Source organism: Rufibacter ruber (assembly GCF_014138425.1).
In the GTDB taxonomy this organism is placed as follows: domain Bacteria; phylum Bacteroidota; class Bacteroidia; order Cytophagales; family Hymenobacteraceae; genus Nibribacter; species Nibribacter ruber_C.
The window spans coordinates 206,577-227,533 of sequence record NZ_JACJIQ010000003.1 but is presented as its reverse complement, the minus strand read 5'-3'; the positions used below and the strand labels follow the sequence as shown (position 1 = coordinate 227,533).

14 protein-coding genes are annotated in these 20,957 nt (G+C 52.8%); 3 read left to right on the top strand and 11 right to left on the bottom strand.

Features of this window, described 5'->3' with window-relative positions:
* Nucleotides 1-61: 61 nt before the first annotated feature.
* Both FHS90_RS05155 and FHS90_RS05150 read right to left on the bottom strand, forming a co-directional pair.
* Nucleotides 62-2,356 carry a GH92 family glycosyl hydrolase gene (locus FHS90_RS05155; protein ID WP_182512318.1) on the bottom strand — a complete coding sequence of 765 codons (2,295 nt, stop codon included), beginning with the start codon at nucleotides 2,354-2,356 and terminating at the stop codon, nucleotides 62-64.
* 202 nt (nucleotides 2,357-2,558) lie between these two features.
* Entirely contained in the window at nucleotides 2,559-3,515 is a 957-nt protein-coding gene (locus FHS90_RS05150) for an NADP-dependent oxidoreductase (RefSeq protein ID WP_182512209.1), read from the bottom strand.
* A 389-nt stretch (nucleotides 3,516-3,904) separates the two neighbouring features.
* Here FHS90_RS05150 and FHS90_RS05145 point away from each other — a divergent pair, with 389 nt between their 5' ends.
* The 3 genes from FHS90_RS05145 to FHS90_RS05135 all read left to right on the top strand — a co-directional run bounded on the left by FHS90_RS05145 (nucleotide 3,905) and on the right by FHS90_RS05135 (nucleotide 7,022).
* A complete protein-coding gene (locus FHS90_RS05145; protein ID WP_182512208.1) occupies nucleotides 3,905-5,368 on the top strand; it encodes an aminoacyl-histidine dipeptidase in 1,464 nt (487 codons plus the stop codon).
* A gap of 250 nt (nucleotides 5,369-5,618) precedes the next feature.
* A complete protein-coding gene (locus FHS90_RS05140; RefSeq protein ID WP_182512207.1) occupies nucleotides 5,619-6,668 on the top strand; it encodes a J domain-containing protein in 1,050 nt (349 codons plus the stop codon).
* Nucleotides 6,669-6,824: 156 nt separating this feature from the next.
* Complete coding sequence (locus tag FHS90_RS05135) at nucleotides 6,825-7,022, top strand: CsbD family protein (protein ID WP_066838819.1); 198 nt, start codon at nucleotides 6,825-6,827, stop codon at nucleotides 7,020-7,022.
* 570 nt (nucleotides 7,023-7,592) lie between these two features.
* Here FHS90_RS05135 and FHS90_RS05130 read toward each other — a convergent pair.
* The 9 genes from FHS90_RS05130 to FHS90_RS22375 all read right to left on the bottom strand — a co-directional run bounded on the left by FHS90_RS05130 (nucleotide 7,593) and on the right by FHS90_RS22375 (nucleotide 20,919).
* Complete coding sequence (locus FHS90_RS05130) at nucleotides 7,593-9,239, bottom strand: UxaA family hydrolase (RefSeq protein ID WP_182512206.1); 1,647 nt, start codon at nucleotides 9,237-9,239, stop codon at nucleotides 7,593-7,595.
* Between the two features lie 531 nt (nucleotides 9,240-9,770).
* The gene (locus tag FHS90_RS05125; RefSeq protein WP_182512205.1) at nucleotides 9,771-10,763 is read right to left on the bottom strand and encodes a Gfo/Idh/MocA family protein; all 993 of its coding nucleotides are present in this window, start codon (nucleotides 10,761-10,763) and stop codon (nucleotides 9,771-9,773) included.
* Nucleotides 10,764-10,865: 102 nt separating this feature from the next.
* Nucleotides 10,866-11,525, bottom strand: coding sequence for a LamG-like jellyroll fold domain-containing protein (locus FHS90_RS05120; protein ID WP_182512204.1), 660 nt, complete (start codon nucleotides 11,523-11,525; stop codon nucleotides 10,866-10,868).
* Nucleotides 11,526-11,965: 440 nt separating this feature from the next.
* Complete coding sequence (locus FHS90_RS05115) at nucleotides 11,966-12,682, bottom strand: rhamnogalacturonan acetylesterase (protein WP_246386678.1); 717 nt, start codon at nucleotides 12,680-12,682, stop codon at nucleotides 11,966-11,968.
* Between the two features lie 330 nt (nucleotides 12,683-13,012).
* Nucleotides 13,013-13,216, bottom strand: coding sequence for a VOC family protein (locus FHS90_RS22730; protein WP_343049599.1), 204 nt, complete (start codon nucleotides 13,214-13,216; stop codon nucleotides 13,013-13,015).
* Between the two features lie 6 nt (nucleotides 13,217-13,222).
* Entirely contained in the window at nucleotides 13,223-13,411 is a 189-nt protein-coding gene (locus FHS90_RS22725; RefSeq protein ID WP_343049598.1) for a VOC family protein, read from the bottom strand.
* Entirely contained in the window at nucleotides 13,408-15,399 is a 1,992-nt protein-coding gene (locus FHS90_RS05105; RefSeq protein ID WP_182512202.1) for an alpha/beta hydrolase family protein, read from the bottom strand. The genes FHS90_RS22725 and FHS90_RS05105 overlap by 4 nt, the downstream gene beginning before the upstream one ends.
* 358 nt (nucleotides 15,400-15,757) lie before the next feature.
* A complete protein-coding gene (locus FHS90_RS05100) occupies nucleotides 15,758-16,027 on the bottom strand; it encodes a hypothetical protein (RefSeq protein ID WP_182512201.1) in 270 nt (89 codons plus the stop codon).
* 659 nt (nucleotides 16,028-16,686) lie between these two features.
* Nucleotides 16,687-20,919 (bottom strand): pectinesterase family protein, encoded by a 4,233-nt coding sequence (locus tag FHS90_RS22375; protein WP_182512200.1) that lies wholly within the window; start codon nucleotides 20,917-20,919, stop codon nucleotides 16,687-16,689.
* Nucleotides 20,920-20,957 lie beyond the last annotated feature (38 nt).

The following is a 20,957-nucleotide window of genomic DNA, read 5'->3' as shown; positions in this document are numbered from 1 at the left end:
CTGTTTTCCCAAAAACAGGTCAAAAACAGAATCATCTGTTCTGGTTAAAGGGGGTTCCCTTCTACTTCCTCGGCTTGCCACCCATGTAAAAGGTCAGTTTTCCGCCTTTGGCGATGTCTGCATAGGCCAGGAAAGGTCTGTTTAGTGCTTTGCCGTTCAGCTCTACTTTCTGCACATACACGTTCCTGTCACTCTGGTTTTTGGCTTCAATGGTAAACGTTTTGCCGTTCTCCAGCTGCAGGGTGGCTTCTTTCACGGTAGGGCTGCCCAACGCGTACTCACCGGAGGCGGGGGCCACGGGATAAAACCCGAGGGAGCTGAACAGGTACCACGCACTCATCTGGCCGCAGTCATCGTTGCCGCCCAGACCGTCTGGGGTAGGTTGGTACTGTTTTTTCAGGATCATGCGCACGCGCTCCTGCGTTTTCCAGGGCTGGTCTGTCCAGTTGTAGAGGTAGGCGGCGTGGTGGGCGGGCTCGTTGCCGTGTACGTAATTGCCAATAATGCCTTCGCGGGTAATGTCTTCGGTGTCGGCGAAGAACTCATCGGGCAGGTGCATGGTGAAGAGCGAGTCCAGGTGCGGCACAAAGCGCTTGTTTCCGCCCATGGCCTGAATCATGGCCGCCGGGTCATGCGGCACGTAGAGGCTGTAGTTCCAGGCGTTGCCCTCAATGAAGCCCTGGTTGTGCGTGCTCAACACATCGAACTCTTTTTTGAACGTGCCGTCACTCAGCTTAGGCCGCATGTAGCCTATGCTTTTATCATACACGTTCTTCCAGTTCTGCGCGCGGCGGCTGAATTCTTGATACACGTCTTGCCGGTTCAGCTTTTTCGCCACTTGGGCAATGCACCAGTCATCATAGGCGTACTCCAGAGTTTTAGACACCGAGGAACCGTTCTTGTCTTCGGGCACGTAGCCCAGCTGCATGTAGTACTGCAGGCCGTCATAGTAGCCTTGGCGGGCGGTGGCCACGCAGGCGTCCAGGGCGCGGTTGGCATTGCCGGTATAGGTGCCGTTCATAATAGCGTCTGCAATCACAGATACGCTGTGGTACCCAATCATACACCAGTTCTCATTGGCGTGGTGTGACCAGACCGGCAGCATGTGGTGCACACTCTGGTCATAGTGCGCCAGCATAGAAGACACCATATCCGCATTTCGTTTGGGCTGCACCAGGTTAAACCAGGGGTGCAAGGCACGGTAGGTGTCCCAGAGGGAGAAGGTGGTGTAGTTGGTGAAGCCGTTGGCCTGGTGGTTGTTCTGGTCCAGGCCCCGGTACTGACCGGTCACATCCATGTAAGTGGTGGGCCCCAGAAACGTGTGGTAGAGCGCGGTGTAGAAGTTGATGTAATCATCTTTGGTGGGCAGTGCGGCCTTGACTCTGCCTAACTCCTGGTTCCACTGCGCCTGGCTCTCCTGCTTCACCCGCTCAAAGTCCCAGTGCGGAACCTCGGCGCGCATGTTGGCCACCGCCCCCTGGGTGCTCACCGGAGACAGGGCGAATTTGATCTTGATCTTCTCCCCTTCCTCAGTTTTGAAATCAAAATAGGTGCGCAGCTGCTTACCCGCCATCTCCGGAAAATTCTTGCTCTGGTCAAACTTGCGCCAGAAGCCGCGGTACACCTGGGCCTTGCTGTAGTCTTTGTTGCCGTAACTGGTGAATGGCTTGGAGAACGCCATGGCGAAGTACACCGTACGGGTGCGGGCCCAGCCGTTGGTCTGGCGGTAACCGGTAATGAGCGTGTCGTTTTCTATCCGGATGAAGGTCCAGACGTTTTTATCCTCATAGTTGTAGATGCCGTGCATCAAATCCAGAATGATGTGCGACTCCTCTGACTTAGGGAACGTGTACTGGTGCATGCCCACGCGGTTGGTGGCGGTGAGTTCGGCCAGAATGTTATGATCCTCCAGTTGCACGCGGTAATAGGCAGGCTCCGCCTTTTCATGGTCATGGGAGAATTTGGAGCGGTAGCCTTTCTCGGGGTTCGCCTCGGTGCCGGGGTTCAGCTGGAGCTTGCCCGTGGTAGGCATGATCAGGAAGTCACCCAGGTCAGAGTGGCCGGTGCCGCTGAAGTGGGTGTGGCTGAAACCCACAATAGTAGGGTCATCATACTGGTAGCCGGCGCAGTACTTGTAGACATCTTTGTTGTACTTGCCGTTTACCTCATACGGAATGGTATCTGTGTCTGGCGACAGCTGCACCATGCCAAACGGCGCCGTGGCCCCCGGGTAGGTGTGTCCCATTTTATGCGTGCCTATAAGCGGATTCACCCAGCGCACCAGATCAAGAGGAGGTTTCTGGCCCAAGGGGGTAAACTGACAGATGAAAAGTGTGAAAAGCAGGAGATTCCTCATCATTCTGAAATGGCTGTAAAGGGGGATGCTAATTTGTCTCCAAAGATAGAAGAGATTTCCTGAGCAAAAAGGATTTAGCCTTTTGAGGCTACCCGTTACGTCTGTTAACAACAATGCGTCTCACCCTGCATTTTTTCTGTTTTCGGCCTGTTTTTAAGAAAACAGGCCGAAAACAGAAAACAAAATTTTGCCGTTGGATTTTCTACGGCACTACCACTATTTTACCTTTGGTGTGGTGGGTGGCAATCTGCTCCAGCGCTTTGGCCGCCTCCGCCAGAGGGTACTTCTCACTTACCAGAACTTTCAGCTTGCCCGCCTCGGCTAGTTCCCGCAGGTGCTCTAACTCCACTGCATCAGGTTCCACGAACACATAGTGGAAGTTGAGGTTCTGCGTGTCAATATCATCGCCGCGGTTCAGGATGGAGACAAGGGTGCCGTTGGGTTTCAGGGCTTTCAGGCTTTGCTGCAGGGTTTCGCCGCTGGCGGCGTCAAAGATCAAATCCACGCCGTCTGGGAACAGCTGCTGCACGGCCTCGCCCACGTCCTGCCCGTTGTAGTCTAGGGCATGGTCTGCGCCCAGCTCCTGCATGAAGGCATGGTTCTTCTGGCTGGCTACGCCAATGACGGTGGCGCCTTTGTCTTTGGCCAGTTGAATGCCCAAGGTGCCAACTCCGCCGGAGGCGCCCAGAATCAGCACGGTCTGCCCCGCCTGCAGATTACCCGCGTCAAACATAGACTGGTACGCCGTTAACCCCACCAGCGGAATGCCCGCGGCTTCCTCAAAACTCAGGTTCTTGGGCTTGTGCGCCAGGTAAGACTCAGGGAGTACCATGTACTCAGCAAAAGTACCGTGCTGCACCTCTGGGCGGCGGGCGTACGCGTACACCTCATCGCCCACCTGAAAGCGGCGGGCGCTGTGGCCGCGGTCTTCCACCACCCCGGCCACGTCCCACCCCGGAATAGCGGGAAACTTCACCGGCAGAAAACTGCTCAGATACCCCGCCAGCACCGCATTGTCTACAGGGTTCACAGCGGCGGCCTTAATGCGCACCAGCACCTCCCCTTCTTTTACCTCAGGTATTTCCAGTTCGCCTACCTTGATTTTATCGGGGGCGCCGAACTCTTCATAATAAGCGGCTTTCATCTTTCTCTTTGCCATAGAATGCATTCTTGTTTATAGTTCTCAGTCTGATTTTAAACGTGCCCGTCAGGCCGGGAGCCGCCCTTCCTCCACCTGCTTGAGTTTGTACGTAATGAAAACCGATGGGCATAGAAGGTCTGAGCACCAGCTCAGGGGCACCTCTTGTTTTACTTTTTCTACAGGAAGAGGTTCACTGGCACGGGCGGTTTCCAGAACGTAAACCACAAAGCCGCTTTTCTGTTTTCGGGCTGTTTTTCAGAAAACAGCCCGAAAACAGACGCCAGATAATGCAGCTTTCGCCCAAGGCTTTCCGTTCAGTTTGCTACCTTTACCCGTAGAATACTTTCCCAGTCGCCCGTGCGCGGGAACACCCTGTTGTTCCGCCGGGCTAAATTGAACCTATGACCATGAGTATTTCCCTAGAATCTTTAGAACCCAAAGCCCTGTGGCAGCATTTTGCGGCATTAAACTCCGTACCCCGCCCCTCTAAGAAAGAAGAGCGTATCATCAAGTTCATGCAGGACTTCGGGAACAGCCAGGGCTTTCACACCATCACAGATGAGGCAGGCAATGTGCTCATCACCAAACCGGCCACTAAAGGCATGGAGAACCGCCAGACGGTGGTGCTGCAGAGCCACCTGGACATGGTGCACCAGAAAAACGCTGACACTGATTTTGACTTCCTGAGCCAGGGCATTGACATGTACGTAGACGGTGACTGGGTGAAAGCCAAAGGCACCACCCTGGGCGCTGACAACGGTATTGGCGTGGCCACCATGATGGCGCTGCTCACCTCGCAAGACATAGCCCACCCGCCCCTGGAGTGCCTCTTCACCATTGACGAGGAAACCGGCATGACCGGGGCCATGGGCTTGAAAGGAGGTCTGCTGAACGGCACCATCATGCTCAACCTGGACACCGAAGATGACCGGGAACTCACCATTGGCTGCGCCGGCGGCGTAGACGTGACCGCCACGGGCAGTTATGCGCAGGAGAACATTCCGTTTGACTTTTCAGCGTACAGGCTGAGCCTCACCGGCCTCACCGGCGGCCACTCGGGCATGGACATTCACCTGGGCCGCGCCAACGCGAATAAACTCATGAACCGCATTCTGCACCAGGCCGCTGACAAGTTCAACGCCCGGGTGTGCAGCATTGACGGCGGGAGCCTCCGCAACGCCATTCCGCGCGAATCTTTTGCCGAAGTGGCCGTGCCAGAAGCCAAATCAGACATCTTTGAGCAGTTCCTGCAGACCCAGGCTGAGATTCTAAAGAGTGAATACGCCCTCACAGACCCAAACCTGCAGCTTCTTTTTGAAGTCTCTGACTTGCCGCAGGCGGCTATCTCCTATGATTTCCAGAACCAGCTGCTGCGCGCGCTCTACGCCTGCCCCAACGGTATCTACCGTATGAGTCCGGCCATTGCAGGCCTGGTGCAGACGTCAAATAACCTGGCCCGCGTGCTGGTGAAAGACGGTGCGTACACTATTCAATGCCTCACCCGCTCCTCTGTTGACACCGAGAAGTTTGACCTGGCCGCCGCTATCCAGAGCACGTTTGAGTTGGCGGGTGCCAGTGTGACCCAGAAAGGCTCCTACCCCGGCTGGACGCCGAAACCAGACGCCACCATTGTGAAAACCATGAGTTCTCTGTACCAGGAGCTGTTTCAGGAGGCCCCGCACGTAAATGCCTGCCACGCCGGTCTGGAGTGCGGAATTCTGGGCGCCAACTATCCGGAGATGGAAATGATTTCCTTCGGGCCCAATATTACCGGCGCCCACTCGCCAGATGAGAAGGTGCAGATCAGCTCTGTGCAGAAGTTCTGGGGCTTTCTGCTGGAAACGTTGAAACGCATTCCGGAGAAGGCGTAGCCCTTTCAGTTGTTTCGGCCGGAGCCGCTCTTGTAAACCAGGGGCGGCTCCGGTATTTACAGCAGATTTTAAACTGGAAAGCTTGAAGAGCAAAGGTCAGATTCTGCGAACCCTGTCTGTGCGTTCGCGCTTGGCATTACCAATAAAAATCTCCCGCAATTCTGTTCAGCTGTTTTGAGCCTGTTTTTCTAAAAACAGGCTCAAAACAGAAAATTTTCACCGTCAGCAATACCTGGCGTTGCCTCAAACTATGTCAGCAGAGAACGCAGCACCACTTCCTATTATTTCGCCGCAGGGCCACCAGCCTCTGTCTGCCCTGCAGGAGCAGTTCAACCTTCTTCTCCAGCAGATCAACGCGGCCAAGGCCGAACTGGCGGCGCACACAGATGCCCAACAGACCGTACGGCAGCGGGTGCAAAAAGAAATAAGGCCGCTCATTTGGCAGATCATTGACCTGCGCGTGCATCTGGTGCACCTCTTTGACCACACCTACACCCAATACCTGCTCCCCCCACATGAACAGGACAAACTGGCCCAGCTGATCCTTTCGTTTGTGCAGCCGCTCCTGCAGCACCAGGACACACCTGAACTGGAGGAGATCTACCAGCGCTATGCCGCCGCCCCAACCCCTGAAAGTGAAGCCCCATCTCCTCCTGACCTTCTGGTGAGGGAAAGCACAGAAAACGCCCCCCAGGAACTAGATTGGGAGGACTGGGAAACGGCGCAGGCGCAGCTGGAGGAACAGCTGGAGCGGGAGCGGCAGGAGCGGCAAGCCCAGCGGTTGGCTAAAAAGAATACTAAGGTGCAGCTCACCACGGCAGACCAGTTGAAACTGGAGATCTTGGGTACTGCCAGAACCACGCGCCGCCTTTACACTGATCTGGCCAAACTGCTGCACCCAGACCGTGAGCTGGACGCCACGCGGCGCCTCTGGAAAGAGGAGGCCATGAAAAAAGTGACGGTGGCTTACCACCAAGATGATTTCTTTGCCCTGCTCCGGCTGCAGATGGAGTACCTGCAGGAGCAAACCCAACAGCTGCACCAGCTGCCAGAGCAGCAGTTGCTGCCTTACGTGCACCTGCTACAGCAACAGCTGGCCGAGCAGCTGGCCGAGAAAAACAGGCTCAGCAGTCAGGGCGAGCAGGATTTCTACGGCTCTTTCTACGGCTCCCCCAAACAGGTGGAGTTAAAGTTCAGGGGGTACAAACGGGAGCTGAAAGAGGAGATACAACAACTGCGCGTAGAGCTGGTACGCCTGCAGGATTTGCAGGCCCTGAAAGCCTTGCTGAAGCTGATCTGAACAGCTTTTCAAGGTCCTGAATAAATATATTTTCTGCTTTCTTTCTGATTATCAACCACATTCCAAAACCAGAAATGTAAATCGTATTTATTCCTCCAACTCGCCCCACTCCTTCTGCGTATATTTTTACATATCTATATCTAACCATTTACATAAATGAGTACACACGAAGCAGAGTATAGAGCTCGCGGAAACTGGAACGAGATCAAAGGCAAAATCAAAATGGCCTACGCTGATCTGACTGAAGATGACCTCACCTATGATGAGGGGCAGGAGGACAAGTGGATCGGGAAACTCCAGCAGAAGCTAGGGAAGACGGAACACGAGCTTAAAAACTGGCTCCGCACCCTTTGATTCGATTATGTGCTAAAATGCAAACCCCCAACTCGGCCTGTTCGGTAGAGTGGGGGTTTTTGGCGTTATCCCAACCTGCTGCATAAGACCGTTAACAGGAACCTGGGAATTGCAGAAGTCCTTTACAATAAGGTTCATAAATCAGAAAATGACTGCCCACCGTGATTCTCCCTTGAGGATTGCCATACGGTAATTTAACCTAAAAAGTGCTCTGATGATTTCAAAGTCACATGATGGTTCAGTAAGTAGCTTTTTAGAGTTTGAAGTTATTCAAAGTTTCTTTCAGCCCCCGCCCCAAGCGTGCGCGTGTGCCTCCGTTTTGGGGCTACTTTCCCTAAAACAGCCCGGAAACAGAAGTTTATTTAGCCTGAAGGCAAAACCGCACGCTTACCACAACCTGCAAGAGTGAAAGCAAATACCTTTAAATAACATTGCCCCTCGGGCGAAATCTAAAAGTCAAAAAAAGCCCCATCCTTCCGCGTCTACCAAGGCACAATTGTAGCACGAAAGAACAGGGCTGTAAGATCATCAGCAGTGGTAAACTTTTACCGGGCTGATAAGGGAGTCAAATTATAGTGATACCCCGCGTTTCCACGGAATGAAGTCATCCTGGCCTAGAAGTTGGGCTTTGGTCTGAGTATTGCCGCTGGCCACCTCAATGATGAAGTCTAAGATGTCTTCGCCCATTTCCTCAATGGTTTTCTCACCGGCAATCACCGCACCGGTGTCTACGTCAATGATGTCTGGCATGCGTTCAGCAAGCTTGGTGTTAGAAGCCACCTTGATCACCGGCGTGACCGGGTTGCCGGTGGGTGTGCCCAAACCGGTGGTGAACAGGATGATGTTACAGCCCGAACCAGCCAAGGCCGTGGTGCTCTCTACGTCATTGCCTGGTGTGCACAGCAGGTTCAACCCATCTTTGGTGATGTATTCAGGGTAATCCAGCACGTCTTGAATAGGCGAAGTACCGCCTTTCTTAGCGGCTCCCGCCGATTTGATAGCATCAGTTATCAAACCGTCCCGGATGTTGCCCGGGCTGGGGTTCATGTCAAAACCGGAACCCACTGCTTCGGCGGCGCGGGCGTAGGAGCGCATGAGGTGCACAAACCGGTCGGCAATTTCATTGGTAACGCAACGGTTGATCAGGTCCTGCTCCACGCCGCACAGCTCCGGGAACTCAGACAACACTGATTTTCCGCCCAGGGCCACCACCAGATCAGAGGTATGGCCAATGGCCGGGTTAGCCGAAATGCCGGAGAATCCGTCTGAGCCACCGCACTCCAAACCTACCACCAGCTTGCTCAACGGCGCCGTCTGGCGGGTTTGTTTATCGGCTTCCACCAGACCTAAGAAGGTTTTTCTGATGGCCTGTGACAACAGTTCGGTTTCAGTGCCCTCCTTTTGCTGCTCCAGCACATACAGCGGCTTGGAGAAGGCTGGGTTGATCTTCTTGATGGCGTCTTCCAGAATGTGCACCTGCGCGTTCTGGCAACCCAGGCTCAACACAGTGGCCCCGGCCACATTAGGGTTATTGATATAACCGGCCAACAGGGCGCAAAGGGTGTCAGAGTCTTGTCTGATACCGCCGCAGCCGCCCTCATGGGTCAGGAACTTGATGCCGTCAATGTTGTCAAAGATGCGTTTCTTGGTGGCGTGCTCGGTACGCTGCAGGGTAAGGGTTTCAATGGCCTCAGTGTTACCAGACTGGTACAGCTCCACCATCTGCTGCACGTAAGACTTATACACATCACGCTGCCCAAAGCCCAGCTCATCTAAGAACGCCTGCTTGATAATGTCAACGTTGCGGTTCTCACAGAACACCAGCGGAATCACCAGCCAGTAGTTGCCGGTCCCCACCTGCCCATCGGCGCGGTGGTAGCCCATGAACGTTTTATCTTTCCAGCGGGACACATCTGGCACGTTCCAGCCCGTTGATTGGGTTTTCCCCTGGAAACCGGATACCTGGTGCTTCACGTTGTGAATGGTCAGCACACCGCCAGCCGGAATGTCATACACGGCCTTGCCCACCAGGGAGCCATACATGATGATACGGTCGCCTTGCGCCAACGGCACTTGCGCAAACTTGTGCTTGGCCTGAATGTCATCAGTCAAGACCACGTCTGCGCCGTCATAGGTCACGGTTTCGCCTTTTTTCAGATCGGTCAGTGCTACCAGCACATTATCGTTCGGGTGAATTTTTAGAATTCGGTGTAGCATAGCGTTAAGAGCATATCGTGCAATCGATTGCGCAATATATCAATATTTAGAGAACATTGAAAAAATTAGAACAAAATCTTTTAGAAAATAAAGAAAATATAACGCAGGGGTTCCTGAGCAGCGCGGGGTTTAGATTTTCCCAACAGAAGAATTCCCACTTTTCGCCTCTGGCGAGGCAATTGAGAATACTTTTCAACCAATTTTCATTTCAGTTTGCACAGACAGCAAGAAAGCATTTAGCTCTTCTAGAGTAAAGCTGATTGTACATTTTGTCATTCTGAAAGTCTTAGGGAACAGGTAGAAACGTAATTAAGCTTCTGTTGACCGCTTCTGCCGTTCGCCACCAAGATCCTTTCAGGATGACAGAGAGGAAAAAGGTCATAGTGGTTTGCCTAAGACCCGCTAAAAAGCTTTTATTTTTATATGCCTTCAAAGGCAAGGGCGCTGCTCAAGGTATGCCATACCTGATCTCCTGTTTTCGGCCTGTTTTTGGGAAAACAGGCCGAAAACAGGATTACCAATTTTTTTTAATCACTTCCGCCCCACAATCTGGTCCATGACCCACGCGGTGCGGGCGGCGGTTTCTCCGGTGCTGGGGCATTTGCCCTGCCCTCTCAATTCGTCTACCATGGTCTGGATGAACGGCTGCTGCACGTGGGTGGGCGGCGGGAGGTGGAACTCTTGCAGCCCCTCCTGGTTCTCCAGCCGTACCGGCTCTGGCGCAAACGACGGAAACGTGATTCTCCCTTTGCTCCCAATTATCTCAGTGGTGTCTGTGAACTGGGCGGGATCAACGGTAAAGCACCAGACACCGGTTCCGAGCACGCCGTTCTGGAACCGGAACTGCGCCGTCACCAGGTCCTCGGCGGGGTAAAGACCGGCCTGGTTGGCGGTTTGCCCGGAAGCCTGCGCAATGGGGCCCAGCAGAAAATCAAGGTAGTCCAGTTGGTGTGATGCCAGGTCAAAGAACAGACCGCCGCCGGCTTTGTCGGGTTGTACCCGCCACGGCAGCTCTTGTGGGTTCAGGTTCTGCGGCACCGGGTGGTACAGACGAATATTCACAAACCGAACTTCGCCAATGGCACCACTCTCTACCAGTTCCTTCACTTTCAGAAAAGACGGCAGACACCGGCGGTAGTAGGCTACAAACAGCGGCACCTGCGCCTGGGCGCATGCTTCTACCATTTGCTGGCACTGCTGGTAATTCAGCGCCATGGGCTTTTCTACGTACACCGGTTTTCCGGCTTGAGCCACCTGCAAAGTATAGTCTGCGTGAGCATCTGGGGGCGTGGCAATGTACACCGCATCTACCTCAGGGTCCTGAATCAGCGCCTGCGCGTTCTCATACCACGCTGGCACCCCGTGCCGCTGGGCATAGTCCTGCGCCTTATCCGCGTTTCGGCGCATGACGGCCACCAGCTGGGAATGCTCAATCTTCTGGAAGGCGGGGCCGCTTTTGACTTCGGTCACGTCACCGCAACCAATGATGCCCCACCGCACGGTGGAATAGGGAAGTTTTGCCATGTCTTAGGTAGCTTGTTCTGAGATTCCAAGATAAGCAGTTCCCTGAAAGGGAAGTCTGTTTTGGGGCTGTTTTTGGAAAAACAGGTCAAAAACGGCGCGGCTCTACTTTTCAGGAACAACGGCCTTGGGGGTGAAGGTCACTGATTTGATCACGCCGTTAAACCAGGAGCGTTGGTCCATGCGGGTGCCCAGAGAGGTTTTGGCGGTGGCGGGAATGGGCAGGTACGTGATCTGTCCGGCCAGTTCCAGGTTTCCGTTCACGTACCCTCGCATCTGCCGGTCTTTGTAGACCAAGGTCATAATGGCCCACTGGTTCACCGGATGCGTTTTGGTGGAGTCAATCAGGGTGAGGGAGGCGCTGTCTGTGCGCATGAAAAAATCTGGGTACCACTGTTTCTGGTTGTTCAGCCGCAGCTCCATGAGTATTCTCCGGTTGGGGTTGGCCGGATCCTGAATGTGCAAAAACCGCTGCTCAAAATTGGCGGGCCAGGCATCTGCCGGTTTGAACACCACTTCAATGGTGAATTCTTCCGCCCCCAGAATAGGGTTCACGTCTAGCAACAGTCCGTCTTCTACCCCATCAAAGGCCACTGCGGTTGCACCATCCTCTGTTTTCACCACCTTTGGCGACCCCACCACCGTCACCGGATGGCCAGCCACGGCGGAAATAGAATTCACCTGCCAGTGCATTGGTTTGACCGAAGCGCAGGAGATCATTCCGCCAAGGGCGAAGCTGGAAAGTATGTAGCAGAAGTTTCTCATTAGGTAGCGCCTTTGGTGGAAATGGATCAAAGTTTCTGATTGCTGATTGTCAAGATTGGGGAATTTTCATCCTTCCATGCACTCTACTCTACTCTACTCTACTCTACTCTACTCTACTCTACTCTACTCTACTCTACTCTGTCATCCTGAAAGGATCTTGGTAGCGAACGGTAGTAGCAAGGACTAAACGTCTTTACCGTTCGCCCACAAGCTCCTTTCAGGATGACATAGAGAAGGAAAAGGAAGAAAGAAAGAAAAAAGGGTAGCATGAAAAATGGAGAAGGACGGGTATTGAGAAAGAAATATAGAAAGAGAAATGTGCTTCTATGGGGAATTTTCACCCTCTCTGTTTTTTGCCTGTTTTTCTGAAAACAGGCCGAAAACAGCTCGTCAGCAATTAGCCTGTTTAACTAGAATACTATTTCCTTCCTTTTCCTAAACTACTTCTTCACCGTCGGTTTTACCACCCGCTCTGCCAGTTCCAGCCTCAGGTCTTTGATACCCGCTAGCACAATCTGGGCCATTTCGCGGGCGCCCAGTTCATTGAAATGGGTATCGTCTTCTTTGCCGTCTGGGTAATTGGGGTGCTGGTTGGGTTTCAGGTGCAAAAAGAGTTTCTTAGAGAATTCAGGGCCGTACTGCTGCAGCAGTTCCTGACTTTTCTGATCCAGGTCAATCAAAGGCACCTCCTGCTTTTTGGCCACCTCCCGAACAATGGCGGCATACACCTGGTGCGTCTCCTCAATCTTGCCGGCAGCGTCAAACTTGCGGCGGGCGGCGGGGGTGATCAGCACGGGCTGGGCTTTCCTGGCTCTGGTCTCCGAGATGAACCGCTCCAGATTGGCCCGGTAATCTTTTTCAGTGGTATAGCTTTTCTTGGTGGGCACCTCGTCATTATGCCCAAACTGGATGAACACGTAATCTCCCGCATTCAGGGCCTGGGACACCGGCTGCCAGAGATTTTCTTCAATAAACGTGCGGGTGCTTCGGCCGTTTTTGGCGCGGTTGTCAACGGTCACGGTGTTGTCAAAAAAGTACTTAAACGGCATGCCCCAGCCGGTCTCCGGGTAAGCTTTGGTTTCTTTGATAGAGATGGTGGAGTCCCCAATCAGGTAAACGGTGATAGGGGTCTTTTTTTGTTTTGCAATGAATGACATACACCCTACCGTCAGTAGCGTCAGGGCCAGAAAAGAGAAATGAAGTTTACGCATCAGAAAATAGTTAAAACAACTGTTGGGGCAAGAGTATTTTCCCGCCGATAAGAGGCACGTTCTGAAACAAATGGTCTTTACCATTGGACAACCTGTAAGGCTTTTTAACCCCGTTAATCTGCACCTTGATCCGCCGATGGATTCTTAACCAGTACCGGCTCTGTACTTTTCAGGCAGCACATCTACATCCTTGACGGTTTGCCAAGCCCCACCTGTTTTCCAATGGCGTTTTGGAGCCGTTTTCTGAAAAACAGGCTGAAAACGCAAACCAAGCGCTTACCATTCGTCTCTGGCCAGCATGGGCCTGCCCCGCTTGCAGAGCTGCAGCGCCAGCCCCCATGGGTCCCGGAGCATGACCAGGTGAGAACCATCATCTAAGGTTTGGTCAGAGACGCAGGTGGCCCCCGCCAGGCAAAGCCGCTCCTTGTCGGCAGTGGGGTTTTCAGAGACAAACGCCAGGTGCACCAACAACGGGTTCATGGTTCGCTAGGCGGGCACCTCATCGGCGGGGTTCAGGTAGATCTCCACCATAATGCGGCCGCTGTCATCTGCCATGAAGGTGGTAAACGGTGCCTCTTTCTGCTGCCGCACCACCCGCATGCCTAAATACTGGGTGTACCAGCTGGCCATGCCCACCGGATCTTCTACGTTCAGGGCGAAGTGTTCTAATTTCATTTTGTGTTGTGTTTTATTCGCGGCGCGATTTTAGAAACTAAATCAGGTAAATCATACTGCAGCAGCAGACCCTGCACCACATTTGAATACATGTTCTGCTGCAGCGGATTGGCCACATACCTCTCATACGACGTGAGCGTGTTTTGCAGCTCGGCCTGGGCGATGCGGTTGTCCAGGAAGGTGGCGTGCGTGACCACCGGCCCGTAAAGTCCGTCAGCCGCAATGAGTACGGGTAGTGTGCTCAGTTCTTTTCTGGAGAGTAGATAGTCCAGCAGCGTGACCACATCCTGCACCCGCTGGGCGAGCAGCGGCCGCTTCAGGTGCAGGCCCAAAATGGCGTTTCTGTACTCATGGCTCATGTACTTGGCATCATTGAGCTTGGGGTCATCCTTAGATTCGCCCACGCCCCGCAGGTCTGCCAGCACCAGCACGTGGTCCGCCTGCATCTCCTGCTGGATCAGGCTGTCATTCTTCACCAGCGTCTCCTTCCCATTTTCCGCCAGGCGGATGATCAGCTTCTTGGGGGCCGTCTTACCCGTTGGAAAGTACACCAGCGCCGGAATGGGCAGCTCCCCGTTCCGCATGATGATCTGCTTTTCCACCCGGTAACTTTTCACCTGCGAGCCACCGCTCTGCTCCGTGAACACGGGGTTGGTATTCGGCTGGAAGCCGATGACTTGCCTCACCTTCTCCTGCAGCATTGGGAGGTTGGGCTCTGCCATAAACGCTTTGCGCTGTGGGGCCAGCTGCTGGAACTGCGCCAGGTTCATGGCCTGCACCGTGGCTTCATGGGGAAAGGCGGTAGTCACCTGCCCCGTGGTGGTGGCGAGGAGGTCCTTCTCCGGCAGGCTGCCAATGTCCCCTTCCCTGATTTCCTTCGTATCCTGGTAAAACCATTTCCGGAACCATTGCACGGCCACCTCCCGCTTGGGCTGCGAGATGCCATGGCCGTCTGGCCATACAAACAGCTTCACCTTCTCCGGCTGTTGCAGGGTGGTGAACACTTTCTGGAGTTCCTGATAGCCTTGCAGCGTGCCACGGTGATCTACAAAGTCATTCTCCCCGGCTAAGATCAAGACAGGTTTGGGAGCTGCGGTGATGATGAAATCAGCCATCTCCAGCGCGCCCTCGCCGGGCATGTACTGGCAACCGTCCTGCGCCCCCGCCTGCTCCATGTACCGCTCCCGCTGGGTGAAGTAACTGCAGGGTGCCGCCACTTTGATGCGGTCATCATAGGCCATCAGGTAAATGGTCTGCGTGCCACCCCCCGAATTGCCAATAGCCCCCAGTTTGGTTTTATCTACCTCTGGCCTGGTCTCCAGATAATCCAGCCCGCGCACGTTGTCCCAGAGCATGTAGTCTGCCACGCTGGTGCCCACCAGATTTGAACCGGCATTGAGCAAGGTGTGCTCGGTGGTGGCGCCGCGGGTGAGGGTTTTGCCTTTTTCATCAATGAGCTGAATGCGCTCGCCCTGCGAAAACGGATCAACCGACAGCACCACAAACCCATGACTGGCGAACAGGCGGGCGGTTTTCTGGTAAGACTCGGTGGCTTTGGCGGTCATCTCGTGCCCGTTCATGAGCAGGATAGCCGGGAATTCCCCTTTGCCTTCTGGCACGTACAGGTTGGCGGTGACGTGGTGGTTGGGCCGGCTCTCGTAGACCAGATTCTCTATCCTGAAACCTTTCTGCTTGATCTGCCGGGTGACTTTTGCGTTTAGCGGCTGTTTTTCAGGAAACTGCCCCAAAACATTCAGGTACTGCTGCTTCACCCCGGCCTGGTAGGCTTGCATGGCGGGTTTGCTCTGCTGTGCCTGGGTCAGTTTCTCCCGCCGCACGTCATATGCCTCCTGCAGTTCCCGCACCAGATAGGCGTTATAAGTGGTTTGGGCTTTCCAGGTGAGCACCTGCGGGGTGGTTTGGGCCTGCACTTGACCTGCCCAACATACTCCTACTATAAAAATGAATAATCGCTGATGAACTTTCATATTCTATTCTACACCTTTCTTCGGCAGGCAGTAAGCACTAACGAAGGAAGACACATCCTGCTTTATAAGAACTGTTTTGCGTTTTGGAGCTGTTTTGGCGAAAACAGCTCCAAAACGCAAAACAAGATGAAACAATGAAACCGCCCGTTTCCGGGCTCCATTAACTTCCTTTCAGGTAAACCCAGGTAGCCTTTACCATCAGGACATTTCTTTAAACTAAAAGCCCCAGGCCGAAGAGAAACATTTTCTGCACTACCCGTTCATTCACTGCCGGAGCTTCTGTCTAAGACCAACCTGCTAGAAAGTTCAGGGGAATTGAGACTACCCATTGACTCTGAGCTGTATTCACCTGATCCCATCACGGGAAACGGGTTTTTCCCTTCTCTGCTGGCTGAAAGATCTTGAAGGGCGTAACATTAGGTCCCGTTGATGTTCTGCTGTTATTTTCTCCAGGGTCACCGTTAACTAAAGAAGGCCAATCTGATGACTTTTCTACCCCAGATTTTACGTGTACTTCTACTTGATTTTCTATCCCGGCAGCCTCTGCAATAAAAAGTATATCTTCTGCAAAAGCCGTAAGGCATAGTAACGCAAAGGCAAACAGGATAGACGGTAAGTTTTTTCTCATGACTGATTGGTTTAGCATGAACTGATCCTCCTGGCAGCAGCAGTAGTATCTCCCGGGCAAATCTGGATTGGCTGCCAAAAGTCTCTTTTCACGGTTATTTACTCCATATGCTTGCTCATTATTCTCTTACTCTCTCTTTCCTAACTTTTCTGTTCCTCAAAATAACAATGAACCTATTAATGTGCAATCGATTGCTCCTTGTATCTAAAAAAAAGGCATCACCTGCCTTTCTTTACCCCCTCTTTCTATGGAAGCTGTTTAGAGTTTTGACAGAAAGGCGTTTCGCAAAGATTCTAATTTCTGTTTTCGGGCTGTTTTTTGAAAAACAGCCCGAAAACAGAAATTAGTGCGGGGGAACAACCTTACCCGGCAGCCTTTGCCTGCCAGTTTCAAAAAATCTATCCAGCTTCATCCTCAAGAAACATATTGCATTTTACTCTTGAGTGATGAATAGGTCACTTAACTATCAACGAAATAAAACTCCCTGTTGGTCTTCTGTAGTCAGATAAATAAACTTGCTGCTGCAGATTGGCTCCCAGGCACTGATTCCTCCCCACTAACTTATTTAGATAACTTAGTTTGCTGAACCCTGATAAAATAATGACAGGATCAGCAGACGGCTTCTCCCTCTCAGAAGCCATCTGCTGATGTACCTGTCACTACTGAACCACTAGCATCTTACGAACGCTTCTGCCGCCGTCTGTGATCAGATGGTAATAGTAAATACCACCTGGTAAAGAGGTTCTAAAGAGAATAGTATGTGATCCAGTTTGCTTTATTCCCTCAGAGACCGTGGCTACTTTTTTACCCATAGCGTCAAACACCTCTAAAGAAACCCGCGTTGCCCGCTTTACCTCATAAGGAATGGTGGTAGCGCCTGTGAACGGGTTAGGGTAATTTTGCTCCAGCTTAGACACTTTGTTCTCTGTCTCATAAGCAGACCCGGTAACGTTGTACTCAACAGGCTCTGGCATCCAGTCAAAGCTGTAACTGGGGTGGGTTGCCCTGGCAAAAATTTTGGCTACCATATGGTCTGCGGCCTCTGTTGCCGTCAGCAACCTTGAGATACTGCTTCTGGCGTTGGTGGCCGCTCCCGGTCCCGTGTTGTTGTACTCGCCGTACAAGGCGGGAGTGGTGTTCCAGGTGCTCCAACCTGCCGGGTTCAACGTGGCTGGCAAGACTGAGTTCATGAAAACTGTACGGGGAGCGGCTTGCCATGGTCTACCCAGGAAGAAGCTGGTAATGGCGTTCCCGTCAAACCCTACGGCAGACGCTTCTACGGTACTGTTCAAGAACACAAAGCCGTGTTTGGTATCAGCTTCTGTAGAGGCAGCCGTCAGCATTCCGCCATTGCGGTTTACCCTGATGGTACAGTGGTCAAACACCACAACCTGACGTCCAAAAATAAAATCAACTGAGCCTTCCAAGAGACAGTCTTTCATGTACACCCGCCCCACTACTCTACCGCCCCATGCGTAATAGGTGTCCTGGTAACCCAAAATACGGCAGTTGTAGTAAGCCTGGCGGTCACCGTTGGTTCTCAGCGCCACCGCCTGCTGGTTTCCTACAGATCCGTCATTCTTAACTGTGTTTTGGAAGGTGATGTTTACGGCTGTAAAGTCATCTGCCTCTATAGCCACACTGTAGGAATTAGCAGTGCCTAAATTGTTTTTACCGGCATAGTCATCATACGTGAGGATAGTAGTAGCAGGGTTTTCACCGCGTAGTACTACGTTCACCTTTTCCCTCTGCAGAATCACCTTTTCATAGTAGGTGCCAGGCTTCACTAAGATAGTATACTTGCCTGTGTAGAAATTAGGCACCGCATCAAACGCCGCCTGAACAGTAGTGTAATCACCGGTGCCGTCTTTGGCCACTACCTTGGTTACATTTGCTGCCTGGGCCTGGGTGGTGAATGTTACTTCATTGCCGTAGCCGGTACCCTGGCTGTTGGTGGCAAATGCCCGCACATGGTAGGTAGTGTTAGGAGTCAGGTTAAAGAGGAGGCTGTTAAAGCTTCCTAAACCATTCCCTCCCTCTGCTTTCGCATCTGCGGTGGTGGGATTACCGGTGGTATTCCAGACAACCCCGCGGGAAGTTACTTCTGCTCCACCCCATGCCGTTACATTGCCCCCAATCTCAGCGGTTTTAGCAAGCACGTTGGTCGCAGCAGAGGTAGTCACGGTAGGCACCACCATTTCTGCCAGTGTGGTGAAACTCACCTGTTCCCCATAGGCGGTTCCGGCGGCGTTGGTGGCGTAGGCCCTTACATAGTATTTTGTGTTGGGGCTGAGGCTGGTCATCTCACTGCTGAAGGCGCCTGAACCAGTGCCATTTTGAGTTTTATTCCCATCTACGGTAGGGTTCTCGCTGGTTCCCCACACCACACCCCTTGCCGTAACAGCCGAGCCGCCGTCTGTGGAGATGTTTCCGCCGCTGGTGGCAGAGGTGGTAGAAATTCTGCTCACCTGGGCTACGGTTGAAACAACTGCCGGATCAACGGTCACGCCAATGGCCGATCCCGTGATGGTGAATTTGTGCACCGCCACCAGTTTGGCCCAACCTTCTGCCATGGTGTTGTGCGGATAGATGCGCACGTAGAACGTTTCATCTGAATTTACCGTGGCATTGAGATCAACCGAGATGGGCTCAACTTTATTTCCTACCAGCGCCCTGTCTGCCACCAGCAAGGTACGCTGGGCAAATGACGGGTCTTTGGAATAATAGATAGCAGCCTTCAGGTTAGAGGAATACCACCCGCCCAAAGCAAGAGACACATTGGTCACGTGAAAGGAAGCCCCGGTTTTAGGTTTCACCGCATATTGAAAATACAAGGACTCCACCGGATTCGGTTCTGCCTGCCAATCCTGTGAAACTGTCTGCACGGCCATTACATTAACATTCGCATTGGTATCAGTGATAGGCAGATCGGTTTGGCCATAATATTTCATGGCAGGGCTGTAAGTGGGAGCCTGCCCTATCAGTGCGCCCGTCACCGAGAAGGTCTGGTCACTTGCCCACACAATCTGGGAAGGAACGGCCATTGCTTCGGTTTCACCAGAAATGGTCACATCCTGCAGGGTAATATACTTACCTGTTGAAGCAACATTATACCAAGGATAGAACCGCAGGTACAAACTATCCCCCTCTGCTACGCCTGCCGACAAGTTGACCGATACCGGCTGAAGCTCAGAATTAGAGACCACGTAATCAGCGGCCCCGCTCCCACCCACTATCTCGGTGGCCGTCTTGAAGGAGCGATCAGTTGAGTAAAAAACCCTTGCGCGCATACCATTCCCACTGTGAGAGGCGATTTTATAAGAAATAGACTTCACAGTGAGCTTGTTGTTTGCGGTGGCTGCCACAGAGAACTGCATGTAGGTGCCGGCAATGGTGTCCGTCTGTCCGGCAGGCCAGCTGTTGCCTAGTATGCGTGCCCGTTGGCTTGTGTTGATGCCGGTATAGCCGTTCAAATCCATATTCTTTAGCTGCTGCTTTGAAGCTGCCATTTGCCCAGCGGTGGCCACGGCCCCACCTGTTCCGCCTGTACTTGGGTTTGTCAACGCCCAAGTAGCGGAGGCCTGATTCATAGGCCCTGCAGGTATCTGGTGAAAGGTGGCCGTGATGGCTTTTGCCGAATTCATAGTTAGGGTTAACGGGTTGGTCATACCCGTGGCAGCTCCGCTCCAGCCGCTGAACTGCCAGCCTGCCGCGGCGGTAGCCGTTAGCGTGACCATTTCCCCCTCTGAGTAGGTTCCACTATTGGGATTCACAAGGCCTTGCCCCACCGTAGTCACGGTTAACGCATATGTGGTGGCGGGTACCTGTGTGAACGAAGCCGTGACAGCCTTATCTGCACTCATGGTAACCGTCAACGGATTTGCAATACCCGTAGCGTCACCACTCCAGCCGCTGAACTGCCAGCCTGCCGCGGCGGTAGCCGTCAAGGTAACTTCTTCCCCCTGGTTGAACGATCCGCCGTTAGGAGAAACAGCCCCCTGACCAACAGTAGAAACTGTTAAAGTATGCCTGGTCGCTTGTATTTGGGTAAACGTAGCTGTAATGGCCTTGTTCGCATTCATGGTGACTGTGAGAGGATTAGTACTCCCTGTAGCATCTCCGCTCCAGCCGCTGAACTGCCAGCCTGCTTCTGCAGTTGCCGTTAAGGTGACTTGCTCATCTTTGGCAAATGTGCCGGTGGAAGGTGATACCGCCCCTTGCCCCTGAGTAGTCACGGCCAGGCTATAGATAGTGGATGCCCCTGCTGCTTCCGTAGTGCCTGAGATAACTACATCTTTCAGGTTAAGGTATTTTCCTGTGAGGCTACTGGTTTGGTTGTGTAGCCATGGATACACTCTCACATAAAAAGTTTTCCCATTGGCCACCCGGCTGTTCAATTGGGCAGAGACAGCATACATGGAGCCGTTCGTCAACAGATCATTGCTGCCGGCTGAATATGGAATTTGGGTAGGGTTCCTGAAGGAAGGTTCTGTGGAATAATAAATAGTAGCCTTCAGGTTACTACCGCCACTGCCGCCAATCTTAAGAGAGACGGTGTTTACGGTTAGATCATAACCCTCTTTGGGGGTTACAGAGAACTCTACATAGACATTGCTGATGGTATCTGTCTGACTGGCGGGCCAGCCAATGTTATTCATATAACTGAGACGCTGGCTACTTTCAGTTCCCGTGTACCCATTGATAGTTAAGATACTTAACTTTTCATCAGGGGCATTGATTTGTCCTGTAGCAGTGGCGGTAAGTCCAGTACCCGGAGTGGTGCCGGAGGGATTGGAAAGCGCCCATGTAGCCGTTGCCGTCTGCGCGAACACCTGTGTAGAAAAAAAGCAAAGCAGCCATGCCAAGCCAAGTAAGAAGTAGATTTTCTTCATAGGGTAAGGATTATATAAAACTAAATGGAATTACTACT